This window comes from Paenibacillus kyungheensis (assembly GCF_028606985.1).
In the GTDB taxonomy this organism is placed as follows: Bacteria; Bacillota; Bacilli; order Paenibacillales; family Paenibacillaceae; genus Saccharibacillus; species Saccharibacillus kyungheensis.
Window position 1 is genome coordinate 2,726,725 of the sequence record NZ_CP117416.1, and the last position, 15,387, is coordinate 2,742,111.

Annotated in this window: 10 protein-coding genes; 3 read left to right on the forward strand and 7 right to left on the reverse strand. The window is 39.5% G+C overall.

Going from position 1 to position 15,387, the window contains the following annotated elements:
- Position 1: 1 nt before the first annotated feature.
- Both PQ456_RS11605 and PQ456_RS11610 read right to left on the reverse strand, forming a co-directional pair.
- Positions 2-1,027: an acyltransferase family protein gene (locus tag PQ456_RS11605; RefSeq protein ID WP_273612421.1), complete on the reverse strand. Its 1,026-nt coding sequence runs from the start codon at positions 1,025-1,027 to the stop codon at positions 2-4.
- 306 nt (positions 1,028-1,333) lie between these two features.
- Positions 1,334-4,081 (reverse strand): alpha-L-rhamnosidase, encoded by a 2,748-nt coding sequence (locus tag PQ456_RS11610; RefSeq protein WP_273612422.1) that lies wholly within the window; start codon positions 4,079-4,081, stop codon positions 1,334-1,336.
- A 165-nt stretch (positions 4,082-4,246) separates the two neighbouring features.
- Between PQ456_RS11610 and PQ456_RS11615 the strand changes: the two genes are divergently transcribed.
- Positions 4,247-5,122 carry an AraC family transcriptional regulator gene (locus tag PQ456_RS11615; protein ID WP_273612423.1) on the forward strand — a complete coding sequence of 292 codons (876 nt, stop codon included), beginning with the start codon at positions 4,247-4,249 and terminating at the stop codon, positions 5,120-5,122.
- On the opposite strand, the gene PQ456_RS11620 is transcribed toward PQ456_RS11615, so the two are convergent.
- Together PQ456_RS11620 and PQ456_RS11625 are read right to left on the reverse strand one after the other, a co-directional pair.
- Positions 5,123-6,181, reverse strand: a complete 1,059-nt coding sequence (locus PQ456_RS11620) for an LLM class flavin-dependent oxidoreductase (protein ID WP_273612424.1) — start codon at positions 6,179-6,181, stop codon at positions 5,123-5,125.
- 119 nt (positions 6,182-6,300) lie between these two features.
- A complete protein-coding gene (locus PQ456_RS11625) occupies positions 6,301-7,968 on the reverse strand; it encodes a GGDEF domain-containing protein (RefSeq protein ID WP_273612425.1) in 1,668 nt (555 codons plus the stop codon).
- A 391-nt stretch (positions 7,969-8,359) separates the two neighbouring features.
- On the opposite strand from PQ456_RS11625, the gene coaA reads away from it, so the two are divergent.
- Together coaA and PQ456_RS11635 are read left to right on the forward strand one after the other, a co-directional pair.
- Positions 8,360-9,289, forward strand: coding sequence for a type I pantothenate kinase (gene coaA / locus PQ456_RS11630; RefSeq protein WP_273612426.1), 930 nt, complete (start codon positions 8,360-8,362; stop codon positions 9,287-9,289).
- 36 nt (positions 9,290-9,325) lie between these two features.
- Positions 9,326-9,694 carry a DUF423 domain-containing protein gene (locus PQ456_RS11635; protein WP_273612427.1) on the forward strand — a complete coding sequence of 123 codons (369 nt, stop codon included), beginning with the start codon at positions 9,326-9,328 and terminating at the stop codon, positions 9,692-9,694.
- A gap of 140 nt (positions 9,695-9,834) precedes the next feature.
- Here the strand turns inward: PQ456_RS11635 and PQ456_RS11640 are convergent, their stop codons facing one another.
- From PQ456_RS11640 to PQ456_RS11650, 3 genes are all read right to left on the reverse strand, one after another.
- Positions 9,835-12,666 carry a chitinase N-terminal domain-containing protein gene (locus PQ456_RS11640; RefSeq protein WP_420540611.1) on the reverse strand — a complete coding sequence of 944 codons (2,832 nt, stop codon included), beginning with the start codon at positions 12,664-12,666 and terminating at the stop codon, positions 9,835-9,837.
- A gap of 265 nt (positions 12,667-12,931) precedes the next feature.
- Positions 12,932-14,044: an NADH:flavin oxidoreductase gene (locus PQ456_RS11645; RefSeq protein WP_273612428.1), complete on the reverse strand. Its 1,113-nt coding sequence runs from the start codon at positions 14,042-14,044 to the stop codon at positions 12,932-12,934.
- Positions 14,045-14,239: 195 nt separating this feature from the next.
- Positions 14,240-15,253: an AI-2E family transporter gene (locus PQ456_RS11650; protein ID WP_273612429.1), complete on the reverse strand. Its 1,014-nt coding sequence runs from the start codon at positions 15,251-15,253 to the stop codon at positions 14,240-14,242.
- Positions 15,254-15,387 lie beyond the last annotated feature (134 nt).

The following is a 15,387-nucleotide window of genomic DNA, read 5'->3' on the forward strand; positions in this document are numbered from 1 at the left end:
TTTACCCGGTTTGGCTTTTACTGCGATTAGAACGACTTGGATGATGCTTCAATAATAACTTCATTTTAGGTTCAACTAACCATTTGAATAGAAAACGAATACTGCTAAATGATAACAACATCGTTAATATGATCCCGAAAGGAATCAACAATAACTTTTCGGTCGTCGTTGTAAAATGAGTATAAAAATCACTGGCTGTCAGAACCAGCACAATAAATCCATGGAGCAGGTATGTATACAGTGTGTTGGTTCCCATTGTTGATATCCAGGGAAGTTGGCGCTCAGGAATTAAAATCATTATCATTCCTCCGATCAACACAGCAGCACCATATACAGCGATCCGATATATACCTGCGCTCCATTCGTCATGCCCTAACGATTCATACGAAAAGCTTCCAAAAAACCATTCTTTTTTGTACTTATATCCATACGAAGAGATCATTACATACGTAAGTATCAATCCAATACTTGAATAGATGCGCATCCGGGTTGTACGTAACCGATCAATCCATGATTTATCTAAATAATAACCGATGAGAAAAAATGGGAAAAAGACAAGCGTCCGTGACACACTAGCATAATATTGTGCGTCATTAGCATATCCTGCTAGTATCGCTATCCCAATTACGATCGGCAAAGCATAACGAATACGGATTATATAAGGCATTGCTACTTTCCACAAAATCATACTAAAAAAGAACCACATCAACCAGTACGGAGTAAAATAAGAAAATTTCAACTCTGCTCGATCATAGATCCAGAAATCAAATAAGGAATATAAAGATTCAAATAGCAAATAAGGCACAATTAATCGACTGATCACTTTGTTCAAATAATCACCGCTACCGATATTTTTAGCAAAGTAACCGGATATCAGTACGAATAGTGGAATATGAAAAGTATAAATCATCAAATAAATCGGTCGCAGTACCGGATCTTCATTTAACGGCTCGATCAAATGACCGATTACTACTAACGTAATCAGAAGGAATTTCAAATTATCAAAATAATAATCTCTCGTGTTCATCTCTTTCGCTCCTTTGCCAGAAAACACACTATTGTTCAACATCTGAACAGCAGTCACTTCTGGTTCTGTGCTGAGAGGGCACGTTGTATCATCGTCTCAATATTAATTTCATTGTAAATTTATGCATGTTTTACCCTGCAATTTTATCAATGAATCGTTAACACATTGCGTATGATTATAACAGTGCTTGTATAGCGATGCCACTTTTGCATCCATCGCAGCATATAGAGGGATAGCAAAAAGCTCTGTTCTATATCGAAGCAACAGAGCTTTTAAGTATTATTTTTGGCGGTGTGGAATACGTATTTATACTAATCTTGAGATCGGCTGATATTGGTATACAAAATGATAATGACCGGAGCCGATCGTTATGATGATTGTGCTTTGCATTTCTTGTATATTATGAATGCCTTCAATCTCATGTAATAGCTGACCGTTTTCTTGAATAGATGACAATATTGCATGATCCAGTACAATATCAGCCGTTGTATTAGCAGGAATGATTACTTCTAACTGTCGCTGATCCGCCTGCTCAATCCAGCTAGATTGAATTTTACCATAAGCAGCTTCCAATATAGCACTGGCAGAAGTAATCTCTCCTTCGCCATATCGCGGATGAATTTTACTTTTTTTGTAGGCAGGTATACTTTCGTCCATATCTAGTCCAGCCACATAACGATACAGCCATTCTCCAATAGCTCCATAAGCATAATGATTATACGAGTTCATATCATCCGGCCAGAATGAGCCATCTGTCTTAATACCGTCCCAGTGCTCCCAGATCGTGGTCGCCCCTTTGGAAAGAGGATATAACCAGGATGGATATTGCTCTTGAAGTAATAATTTAATCGCTGTCTCATGATACCCATGATCTGACAAAGCAAAGCATAGATACGGTGTCCCTACAAATCCAGTCGTTAAATGATAATCATTTTTGATCACAAGATTATTCAATTCGGTTGCCGTACGCTGTTGATCACGTTCTTCTAACAAATCAAACATTAACGCTAGCGCATGTGCAGTCTGAGTCGGCGCAGCTAGCCTTCCTGCTGGTGTCACAAATTCATGACGGTATGCCTGAATAATCTGCTCCAGACGCTCACTGTATAATTTCACATCTGCTGCTTGTCCCAATACTACAGCCGTATCCCGTACAATTCGGGTAGAATATGCAAAATAAGAAGTCGCAACCAAATCGACAGGTGTTGCTCCCATATAACTATTTTCTTTGGCATCCAGAGCTAACCAATCTCCAAAATGAAATCCTGTATTCCAGAGATAATGATGACTACCTTGATTGTAAATGTAATCAACCCATGCTTTCATACTGCTATATTGTTTTTGTAATAGGTTCTGATCTCCATAATGTAAATACATAACCCACGGACAGATTACAGCCGCATCTCCCCATGCCGCTGAAGCAGGGAGTTCAGTATCTCCTTTTTCCTCGTCCAATACACTTAATACATCAGGTATAACAAAAGGCACACTACCATTTGAACGTTGATCTGCACTCAAGTCACGTAACCACTTTTGGAAAAAAGGAGCGATATTATAATTGAACGCGGCTGTACGTATAAATACCTGTGCATCCCCTGTCCAACCCAAGCGTTCATCCCGTTGTGGACAGTCTGTAGGCACATCAAGGAAATTCCCTCGCTGTCCCCATACAATATTACGCTGTAATTGATTAATCAGCGGATGAGAACATTCAAATGAACCTGCAATCGGCATATCCGAATGCATAACCTCTCCTGTGACCATCTCCAATAGTTGCTGATCGGTAAGGTGATCTAATCCTTCAATCTGGATATAACGGAAGCCTTGAAATGAAAAGCGTGGTACATGATTAATCTTACGGTCTTGTTGATCATTAGCGATATAATGAACAGCTTGCTTAGCAGTTCGCAAATTACCACGATAAAAGTTCCCTTGTTGATCCAAAATCTCAGCATGATGTATAACATAGTGCGTGTTAGCAGGTATTATACCTGTTACACGTATGCGTCCGACCATATTTTGTCCCATATCCAATACCGTTTCTCCGGCAGGCGTATGTATCACTTTTACAGGAGTCAGTATTTCTGTAACACGAACCGCCCAATTTTCTTGAGCGATCAGATGATCATAAGCCAACTCGGCTACTTTTACCCCTGACCATAAAGAATCATCGTAGCCAGGTTGATCCCAATCTGGTTGTTCTAAGCGAGCATCATAATGTTCTCCATCGTAAATAGATGCTAACGTTATGGGGCTAGGTGCACTATGCCATGATGTATCTGTACCGATAATCTCTTCTTCCCCATTTTCATAATGAACATGAAGTTGTAACAATAATGCTTTGTGTTCTCCATAATGCTGACGCTTATTTTCCCAACCAAGACGACCGGTATACCATCCATCGGCTAGACTGATACCGATTGCATTATCTCCTGCTTGTAGATACTTTGTAACATCGTAAGTCTGATATTGGTGACGATGAGTATAGCTAGTCCATCCCGGTGTGAACCATTCATCGCCTACACGAGTCCCATTAATAGACAGCTCATATAATCCTGCTGCCGTCGCATAAATACGCGCAGAACTGATATTTTCAGGTAATGTAAATGATTTACGTAATTGAAAAACAGATTCTAACTGCGGGTTATGCCATTCTTCTTCAGGAGTGATCCATTGCGCTTGCCATTCTGTATGATCTAGCAGAGCAGTCTCCCACCACTGTATCTCACTCCATGCTGACGTTCTTCCCTGTTGATCTTGAATCTGTACACGATAATAATAACGCGTGCGAGATTGTAAAGGTGAACCTGCATACTTGACTTGAATCGATTGATCACTAACGACGATTCCTGAATCCCATAGCAGTTGTGTCCAATCCTCACTATCTAATCCAACTTGTATATAATAGCTATACTGTATTGTGGATCGTTGATTAGATTGAATAATCCAGCTAAATTGAGGACGAAGATGATCGCTACCTAACCAGTGAGTACGATATTCACATTGCAGTTGTATCACTTCTAATCCATTATTTGAAGCAGACTGATGATCCATACGATACACGCTCCTTCAATCGTTAAGATAGATGCTCATGCTCTCAATAAGCGGCACTTGAGATGCTTTCTTTTTTATCATACGATAGTTGTAAGCGTTTAAAATGGGCTATTCAGACATATTCAAGTGGTAAATCGGACATTAGAAAGGATGGGAAAATATACGATGACGATCAAACGTAGAATCGATACGCTGATAGGTGATTACTTTTTTACGAAAGATATTCCAATCTATATTAATCGGGTAGCCGAATCGTATGAACTTCATGAACATATGCATGATTTTTTGGAATTAAATTATGTTAGTGAAGGTACAGGCAGTCATGTGATCAATGGCATCTCTTCTCCTGTCAAAAAAGGAGACCTTTTTCTGTTGCCGATGGGCATATCGCATGTATACCGTCCATCACCTGCTAGCGATGCTGATCCATTGATTGTTTATAATTGTATTTTCGATGCCAATTCGTTATTAGAGGTATTGTCTACGTATCCGGGGAGTGAAGTGATAAAGCCTTTATTAACTGATCAGCAGTATCGTTATAGTTATGATCGATTTCAAGAATTTCATCGTTTATTTCAACAGGTATACGAAGAGTATCATCGGGAACGGGCAGGCTGGATAACGGCTGTGTATACGTATGTTATTCAAATTTTACTGTTGTTACATCGATCAGATACTGAAAGCGAAGTCTTACTACCACCATCTTCTTCTACATGGGAGGATGTTCTACACGAACTTCATACTCATTATCATCAGTCGATATCAGTAGCAGAAATTGCCGCCAAAATGAAGATTAGTGTTCGTCAGCTTCATCGGTTATTTGTAAAACATACCGGTTCATCCATGTCTCATTATGTACAGATGTTACGAATTCAAGCAGCGTGTGATCTATTACGTACGACAGATCAGCAAATAAGTGCTATCTGCGAGCAAGTCGGCTATCATGATGTATCTTATTTTCATCATTTATTCAAAAGAAAAACCGGCTCTGCTCCGAAAGCATATCGCCGGTTTATTCGTTCTATAGATCATACACAATAATTAACTATTTACAGTGTTACGAATCTCTGCCACTTCACTAATAATTTCATAAGAGCGTAGTCTAGCTTGATGATCATATAACATTCCTGTCACAATCAATTCATCGGCTCCTGTATCTGCAATAAACTGTGTTAGTTGTTGTTTTACTTTTTCAGGGCCACCTTTGATTGTCGATCGTAGTTGTTTTTCTACAGCATCTTGTTCATAAGGTGTCCATTTGCTAGACATATCTGTAGGTGGTTGAACTTGACCTGTTTTGCCACGAATAATATTAAGGAATTGCTGTTGCATAGTCGTACCTAACCATTCTGCTTCTTCATCCGTATCAGCAGCGATCGCGTTCACACCGACCATAGCATATGGTTCTTGCAAAATAGCTGAAGGTTGGAAATGATGACGATAGACGGCTAATGCACGCTGTGTATAATCAGGTGAAAAATGACCTGCAAATGCAAACGGTAGTCCTTTTTGACCTGCTAATTGTGCACTAAAGTCACTAGAACCTAATAACCAGATCGGAATATTCAAGCCTTCACCCGGTACAGCACGAATCGGTGCATGATAAGAAGTCGCTGACGCATCGAAAAAGGAAGTTAATTCTTCCAGCAATTCTGGAAAGTCTTCTCCGCTATCCAATTGTCTACGCAAAGCAAGCGTTGTACGACGATCACTACCCGGTGCACGTCCAAGACCTAGATCAATCCGTCCTGGATACATAGATTCAAGTGTACCAAATTGCTCTGCAATCACAAGCGGAGCATGGTTAGGAAGCATAATTCCACCTGAACCAACACGAATCGTTGAAGTTCCAGCCGCTAAATAACCGATCACTACCGAAGTTGCAGAACTCGCAATCCCTGGCATATTATGATGCTCTGCTACCCAGTAACGATTGTATCCCCATTTTTCAGCATGTTGTACCATATCAAGGCTATTTTTAAAAGCATCTGATGCTGTTGCTCCTGCTGTTATCGGTGCAAGATCAAGTATAGATATGGGTATATTTCCTAATTTATTTGTAGAATGTGATGAATCTGATTGTTGGTGTTGTTCAGACATAATGAATACCTCCTTCTTGTTAATTATGGATGGTGTTATGGATTCACTATCTCTATAGTATACACCTAATTGTTATTAATTATAAGTTATTTATTAAAAATAACTAAATATAATTCAATTTATTCTATATTTCGTAATACATCTTCTCCGCAGATCACCTGATTACGACCTGCTTTTTTCGCTTCATACAGATGGTGGTCTGCTAAAGCCAATAATTCTGCACTGGATTGAGCTTGATCTGTAATCGTAGAAATACCGATACTCGCTGTCACCGGTAAGTTGCCTGTAATGGGACTCCAATCTGCTGAACGAATCGCTTCACACAACATATTGGCATATACTCGGCCTTGCTTGAGATCTGTTTCTGGAAATACAGCTACAAATTCTTCCCCGCCTATACGTGCTACAGCAGCAGTCGAAGGAATCGTAAGCGATAAGATTTTCGCGACATGAACCAGCACAATATCCCCTACTTCATGGGATAATGTATCATTGATTAATTTGAAAAAATCCAGATCGATCATAGCGACAGTCAGAGGTTGCTCCAGTAGAATACAACGCTCTAACAATTTGTTCATGTGCACATCCATAAAGCGGCGATTGTGCAGACCTGTCAAAGGATCACGTAGTGCCATTTCTTTAAAATACTCGCTATCGCGTTTGGCTTCTTCTGCATCGTATACAATTTGTAAAATGCGTGCCCGGGTCTCGCGCTGAGTAGAACGTAATGTTTCATTTTCTTTAAAAAACAAGCGGTGTTCTTCATAAGCTTCTTGATACCGATTGGAAGCGGCATACCATTCTGAACGTTCAAGTCTGACTTTGACACTCAGACGTGCCAGTCCATGTTCTTCCGAGATATGTGCAGCTTCTCGTAGTGTTTTTTCAGACTCTTCTAATTTGCCTTGTAGACGTTGCGCTTTGGCTAGCGTTAACAAACATTCTGGTAAAGTAGCCAGTTCCCCTAACTTACGCGTTCCTACAGGTTCATGAAGCATCGGTTGCAATGTTTTCTCCGCTTCTTCTGGACGACCGGCTTGAATCTCAATCACAGCAATCGTATCTAATTGTTGCGCTTCTAAAGGCACTTTATATTTAACACTTAATTCGCGCATTTGAGCAATTAATTCTAACGTTTCAGGAATATTCTCACGTTCATACTGGGTATAGGCCATATTATTTAAAACAAACATCGAAATTTGAAAATCATTTGTAGCGGTTGCTATCTCTAACACTTCTTGAAAACGATGTACCGAATCTTCATATGCCCCCACCTCATCCAGTGTTAACGCAAGCGTCATCAGATGATCTGCACGAATCGGCAGTGAAGTATCCTCTGGCAAGTATTTAAAAGCAATCACAGCATTTTCTAACGCACTTTCATTATCTCCAATACGTCTATAAAAAGCAGCCAGTAATCGATGACTGCGAGCTAACAAATAATGATGGTTATGATCCAAAGCCCATTTATTGATTTTACGAATTTTGCGTCCGCCTTCAGCAATTTTACCTTGTCTGCCCATAATATCGGCATGGATAAGCTGAGTACGAATAATTAGGTCTTCTACATCAAGAGACTTCGCAATTTCTAGACTTTTACGAACTTCATATACAGAAAGATTGATATTGCGGTAAGGCATCATTTCAAGCGTATCTAACATGTTGGCAAAAGAAGCAGGAGTATGCACAACGGATGTATCGCTTAATAAGGATTTGGTATGCAATTCAAGATTGAATGTAGATTTGTCCTGATGGGAAAAATGAGAATGATTATATTTTTCGGACAAAATAGTTCCTCCTTATAGCCTGTCATCATAAGATCATCATGCATAGTTTTTTATAAAATGAATCTGTATTGGATAGGTTGAATGTACGTTTTTATAAATATAAATAAACCAATGTATACTTATATTACCATTATGTATATCGAGAAATGAACATTATCTTAGTATCAAGAAAGTAAGTATACTTCATTTCTATATCTAGTCTTTATCTACCTTAGTCTATTCAATATATAAGAAGCAAGATTGATGTAAGCTATTTGTTAGTATTATCATTAAACTTAGCCTAACTTCACTGTTTGGAAGGTCAACATAACATGTCATAAACGTTTTAGAGGTTTTTCATTGTAAAGTTTGGTACACTAGAATTAAAAAAATTCTCAGAAAGTGAGAGCACATGAAACGATATTCGCCATACATCGAATTTGATCGCAAGGAATGGGCTTCCTTAAAAGATCACGATACACCATTATCTTTGACCGAGGTTGAATTAGAAAAGCTACGCGGATTAAATGAAAAGGTCTCTCTGCAAGAAGTGGAAGAGGTCTATTTACCGCTGACTCATCTGATTCATCTTTACGTGGGTGCTTCTCAACAGCTCCATCAGTTAACCACTTCTTTTTTGCAGAAAAAAGCCCGCAAAACGCCTTATATTATCGGTATTGCTGGTAGTGTAGCTGTTGGAAAAAGCACCACTGCTCGCTTAATCCAGACCCTTCTTACTCGCTGGGATACGCATCGCAAAGTCGATCTGGTCACTACGGACGGCTTTCTATATCCAAATGCTGTGTTAGAGAAAAATGGGATTATGAACCGTAAAGGATTTCCTGAAAGTTATGATATTAAGCGCTTAATTCAGTTTATTGGAGAAGTGAAATCCGGTAAACCGAAAGTAAAAGCACCCAAATATTCACACTTAACGTATGATATTCTTCCTGATGAGGAAAGCGTTATTGATCATCCTGATATTCTAATTGTAGAAGGTATTAATGTACTACAGGTGAAAAAGGATAGTCCCTTATTCGTGAGTGACTTCTTCGACTTCTCGATCTTTATTGATGCAGAAGAGAAAAATATTGCTCGTTGGTATGTAGAGCGCTTCCAATTGTTACGCCAGACTGCTTTTCAGAATCCAGATTCGTATTTCCATTCTCGATTTGCTGATCTGTCTGAAGAAGAAGCAACTGTAGTCGCTCATCATACATGGGAATCGATCAATGCCAAAAATCTACATGAAAATATTCTTCCTACCAAAGGACGCGCACAGCTAATTTTGAAAAAGGAAGCCAATCATACGATTCAAAATATTTACTTACGTAAATTATAAATAAAGATATAGGGATGTCTATTGGAGGTGGATAAAATGCAAACGATACTGATCATCGGTTGTATCATGATGGTTCTGGCTGTAGCTCTTGGAGCTTTCGGTGCACATGCGCTCAAAAAGAAGCTCAACGCTGATATGATGAAAGTATACGAAACAGGTGTGCAATACCATATTGCACATGGACTGGGAATGTTGTTGATAGGCACACTTGGACAGAATCTAACCCACTCTACTCTTGCAGTAACCGCAGGTTGGTTGCTTTGTATAGGGATTATTTTATTTTCAGGCAGCTTGTACGTCCTTAGCTTTACCGGTGTTCGTAAATTAGGAGCGATTACTCCTCTAGGCGGACTTGCCTTTATAGCAGGTTGGATTGTATTGTTAGTCGCTGTTGTACAAGGCTAATACAGTAAAGCATATAGATTCATCTGTATTTATCCAATAGAAAAAGCCTTGAACGTGTACACTGTTATGCTAGATGCATACCGTAACGTTCAAGGCTTTTTTGTATTCATTTATTTGTGCGAAAAACAGATCAAATCGTATTATTTCGTAACTTGTACTGTCATCGTATTACTTTTTGTTGTACCGGAAGCATTAACCAATTCAGTCACATACTCATACGTACCTGCTGGACGATTAGTGATTCCACTGATCGCATGTTGCGCTTGTGGAGTACCTTCTTTTAACGATTGAGTATCGATCAGTGTACCATTCTCATATAAACGGTATTCTGTCGCATTTGTTCCCCACCATAGATTCATACTTACTTGATAGTTACCGTCCCCATCCCAGTTGTCATTGGACAAAACAGGTTGAGCAGGAGAAGCATCCGTTACTTTTACAACTAAAGGCTGGCTTTTTGTTGTACCGAATGAATTGGTTAATTCTAACGTATACGTGTAAGAACCGTTAGCTTTCCCTTTGATATCAGCTTGTACAGTCTGTGCATTTGGTGATTGATCAGCAAGCTTACCACTGCTAATCACTTGATCACCTTCATACAATTTGTACGTAGAACCATTATTGCCCCACCACATATTCATAGTGATCGTGTAGTTACCATCTCTAAGCCCTGTATCATGTCCGTTATTATCTGTTAATACAGGTGTTCCGGGTACGTCTGTAGCTAATGGATCAGTAACAGGTGGTTCTGTCGGTTCAGTAGGATCTGTAGGAGGTGTGCTCGTAACTGCTGTAATATCTGCTGCACTTCTTGGTTTCAATTGGAATACACCTTTGAAAATAGCTGCTACTCCAGTGATATCTACAAATTGTCCATTTTGATAAGCAAAATTAGCTTGAGTTAGTCCTGTACGTGCATCTACACGAGCATGAGTCGTTACAGGTTGATCGCCATATACATTGCCAGTTACATCAAATTCAAAAGAACCTGTAGGTGTAGCGGCAGCGATATTGCTGATCTGTACATTTTTTAATTGTACCAATTGTCCTTGATTATACGTATCTACAGCGACTGCTGTTGTTGCCGCAGGCAATGTTGCTGTTCCTGTTTTTTCAATTGTTACCGGATCCGTTAACTCTAGCTCAGTATTATACAATGCTAGTGGAGCCGTTACTTTGATCACATCACCTTGATGAAATCCAGCTTGATTTTGGTATACATAGATGCCTGCTGTTTTATCTTGTAAATAAAAAGCTTGTCCACCAAAAGCGCCCGGTTCAGTAGTCACTACACCTTCGATCGTGACCAATTTACCTTCTGCTTGAGCACGAGCATTGGCAATCGTTGTTAGTGCGGGTGCAGGCTGTTCTCCACCATTTTCTTCAGGCAATGGCTCAGCAGGAACATTGGCAATCGTTACCGGCGTAGTAATCAGATTGCTACCATTTAGTCGTAGACGCAGACTTGCTGTTCCTGTTGTACCTGGTTTGACGCGTACTGTAATGTCTTTGTACGCATGACCTTTGCTATCTGCTGTTAGACTATACGTCGAACTGTAGCCGTATGCTGTCGGCCATGTACCATCAGGATTCTGTACTTGACCAACCTGCGTACCACCGGTTAAGTAAATACCACTGCTATAACCGGTCACTGTGCTGTTCGCTGCTAAATTATCAGCTACAATACGAATTTGGAAAGGTTCTGCATTTGGCAATTCAGCCTGGTGTACTAAGCTATACGTTGGCGTAGTAACCGAAACGGCACTACCGTATGAACCTGGTTTGAATGTAGAAGAATCCCACCATTTGTAACCTGCTGCTGGAGCTGCCCACGGTTCTGCTTGAGGCTCTGTAGACGTCTGTGGAGTCTCAATTGGCAACAATGCTGTCGGTTGATCCAATTGCAGACCATCTACCTGACTAAAGTTCGTATAGTTTTCTTTGTCTGACAGCCAGTTAATTGTATTAACAAGCAATACGCCGTCATCTACTTCTTTAAATCCATCATACGTTGTTTTTTTGGTGCCCGTTTCTTCACGTAGATATTTAGGCGAAGCATCTTCAACAGGAGAAGAATCTCCGATAAATGCAGCTTTACCTGCTCCTAATTTGGAAACTGCTACATAAGGGCCTTCAGCAACACCGCCACCGTTGTATACCCCTTGATCCACTGCATTTCCCCAAGACGCATTCGTTTCTGGCAAATATACAATTCCTTTTGCTTTGGCAGGATCAGTGATTGCAAGTGTCGAGCCAGCGTGCATCGCTACACTACTTACACCTTCTGTGATGCCAAATGCTTGATTCGGAGCAACAATCTGGTTAGCATTAATATCTCCTAGTGCATTGTAACGGAAGCGAATCCCGAAGTTATCAGATAACCAATCTGAACTCTCTACACCTTGCATCGCCGCAGAATTTTTTTCTTCTGTGCTCATGCCTTTTGTTGGATCTTCCCAAGCACCACGACGATAACCGTTAATAGCTTCTGATCCGTCCCAACGGTTTTTGTTACGATCTGCATTGTAATGATCGCCTACAAAGAAAATACTGCCACCGCTTTCAACATATTGTTTCATTGCTGCTTGTTCTGTTGTTTTGAACGGGATATTAGGCTCTGCAATAACAAATACATCATAATCGCTCAAGTCACTATAAGTGATTGGTGTACTTTTACGAAGTTCTTTCACATAGTAACCATCATTAGCTAATGCGTTTGCAAAATCAGAAAAACCTCCATCAATTACCCAATCAGCCGCCCCTGCTGTCTGAGCATGGCTATTATCGAACAATACTTTTTTACCAGCATTGTCGTTGACCACTTTAGCCGCGATAAATGGAGCGGGATCAGTTGGGCCTTCTGCATGAACAGCCGTTAATCCGCCTAGCCATCCTGTTTGCATAGGTAAAGCAATTGCCACCATCAACGCATACTTTACCCATCTTGATTTCATTCCACTACGTGTTACCATGTTTTGCCTCCTATGTACTGAAAGAATAGATATCTCACTCATATTATCATGGAAATATATTCAAAAGTAAGCTATTTTGTAAAAAAAGCAAAATAAATGGGTGATATTTTAGTTTGATTTTACATAGTAAGGGAGTTAAGTTTACATTTATATTATAAAAATGACTTATAGATACTAAAAGAGGACTTATTCGATGTGGTATTTGCATATTATATCGAAAAAGAACAACCTTAGTAACAAGGTTGCTCTTTTTCAATAACGTTATTTATTTCAAAGACTTTAAGTCTTCTTGATCAAATGTTTTGATATCATCGGTACGTTGCTCATGTAATTTGGTAGCCCATGCTGCATCGCCAATCAATGCACGACCAACAGCGACTAGATCAAATTCACCTGCATTTAATTTTTCATCCAATTCTTCCAGACGAATACTTTCAGATACATCTTCTGTTTTATTACTCAAAAAGACTTGATTTAGTCCAACAGAGCCAACAGTAATTGTTGGTTTACCTGTGATTTTTTTCGTCCAACCTGCAAGATTTAGGTCAGAACCTTCAAATTCAGGCTCCCAGAAGCGACGAGTCGAACAGTGGAAAATATCAACGCCAGCTTCAGACAACGGTTGTAAAAATTGAGCTAACTCTTCTGCTGTCTCAACAAGGCGAGCATCATAATGATTCATTTTCCATTGGGAGAAACGGAATACGATTGGATAATCTGGCCCTACAGCAGCGCGGCATGCTTTGACCACTTCTACACCAAAGCGTGTACGTGCTACTAGATCGCCACCATATTCATCAGTACGTTGATTCGTTTGTGACCAGAAAAACTGATCGATTAAGTAACCATGTGCTCCATGAAGCTCTATACCATCAAATCCTACTCTTTTGGCATCAGCTGCCGCTTGAGCATACGCTTGAATCACTTCTTGAATCTCATCTTTTGTTAACGGTTCATTTACTTTCTCACCGTTGATATCAAGACCGGATGGGCCAATCGGTTGAGCTTCTACATTCGGTAGTGAGCCGACCGGACGTGCCATACCTACATGCCAGATTTGCGGCATGATTTTGCCACCGACTTCATGAACTTGTTTGACGACTTCTGCCCAACCATTTAACGCTTCTTCGCCATGAAAAACAGGAATATCAGGAGAAGAGACTGCCGCAGGATGATTGATTGCTGTACCTTCGGTAATAATCAACGCAACTTCATTTTCAGCACGACGTCGATAATAAGTTGCTACATCTGCTCCAGGTACACCATTAGGTGAAAAATTACGTGTCATCGGAGCCATAACGATCCGATTGGACAATTCTAAGTTAGTTGTATGAAAAGGTGTAAATAGTTCTGATGTTTTTGGTGAATTGACGCTCATATAAAATCCCTCCAAATATGAATAGTTGTATACCTAAGTAGATCGATATGTTTATAAGGATATCATGCTCTATAATGAAAAGCTAATCCTATATGTAAAATTTTTGTAAAAATAAAAAACGCTTATGGCTGTTATATTCAGCATAAACGTTTCAAATATACTGCAACGATCCGATCATTTGTAAGAACAAATCGCTTATTCTGTGCCTCTCTTCTTACGCGTCACTCCGATCAAGTCGAGGAAAAATACAAATAACGGAATACCGATAATCAATCCCCACGGGCCAATAAAATGCTCGGAAAAAATAAGAATAACAAACGTATAAAAAACAGGTAAATTGGTTTTGCTGGACATCAATTTCGGATTAAGGAAGTATGCTTCAATCGCATGAATCACAACCACCAGAATCAGCAGATAGACAATATATTTGACTCCACCAATACTAAATGCAATCAATCCCAACGGTACAAGCGAGATAAACACCCCTGCAACCGGTATTAAGCCTAACATAAAGATAATTAATGCTAGCCCTAACAAGTTCGGGAAACCCATAAACCAGAGCGCTATAATCGTAATAATACAATTGATCAACGAAATCAATAATTGAGCTTCGATGACTTTACCAAATGTATCTAAAAACATTTTACCGAAATATCCTACTTCTTTAAAAAACCAACCCAGCTTACTTTCTTGGAAAGAAGCTGTAAAACGTGTAATATGCGTACGATCTAATAAGAAGAATAAGCTAAGCAATAATGCTATAAGTAATTGAGAACCTAATTTACTAATTTTTAAAATCACATTAAAGCCTGGCTCTATAAAACGCTGTACATTTAATGTATTCAAAAAGTTAATAATGTACGGGTTCCATTCACTCTCGTGAGGATGGCGATAGGCTTCGATAATCATCTGATATAACTGAGTCACCTGCATAATCACTGTAGGCACCATTCGATACACGCCCCAACCAATCACAGCAAGCAAAATCAGATAAACCAATGGTAATACAAAAAAACGTGAGACATTAGGAATGAACTTTTGAAATAACTTCATTAGTCCATCATACATACTACCGATTAATATCGTCAGCAATAATGTAAGTAAAATAATATTCATCATACTTTGCATAGCAAAAATCACCAGAATCAGAATCGCAAGCACAATAATTCGCCGGATTCCATCGTGATTTATCCATTCCCTTACCTTCATTCATAGACCTCATCTCTATTTATGTCCGCTCCTTTTATCATAACGGTTTTCTGCTTACTTGTCATCGTAGTATCCAAGACAAAACATATCGCATACAAAAAAAGGAACCCACAAGTATATTACCTTGGGATTCC

Coding starts and splice junctions, on each gene's coding strand:
- PQ456_RS11615 (WP_273612423.1), top strand. CDS start 4,247: ATGACGATCAAACGTAGAATCGATACGCTGATAGGTGATTACTTTTTT.
- coaA (WP_273612426.1), top strand. CDS start 8,360: ATGAAACGATATTCGCCATACATCGAATTTGATCGCAAGGAATGGGCT.
- PQ456_RS11605 (WP_273612421.1), bottom strand. CDS start 1,027: ATGAACACGAGAGATTATTATTTTGATAATTTGAAATTCCTTCTGATT.
- PQ456_RS11610 (WP_273612422.1), bottom strand. CDS start 4,081: ATGGATCATCAGTCTGCTTCAAATAATGGATTAGAAGTGATACAACTG.
- PQ456_RS11645 (WP_273612428.1), bottom strand. CDS start 14,044: ATGAGCGTCAATTCACCAAAAACATCAGAACTATTTACACCTTTTCAT.
- PQ456_RS11650 (WP_273612429.1), bottom strand. CDS start 15,253: ATGAAGGTAAGGGAATGGATAAATCACGATGGAATCCGGCGAATTATT.
- PQ456_RS11640 (WP_420540611.1), bottom strand. CDS start 12,666: ATGGTAACACGTAGTGGAATGAAATCAAGATGGGTAAAGTATGCGTTG.
- PQ456_RS11620 (WP_273612424.1), bottom strand. CDS start 6,181: ATGTCTGAACAACACCAACAATCAGATTCATCACATTCTACAAATAAA.
- PQ456_RS11635 (WP_273612427.1), top strand. CDS start 9,326: ATGCAAACGATACTGATCATCGGTTGTATCATGATGGTTCTGGCTGTA.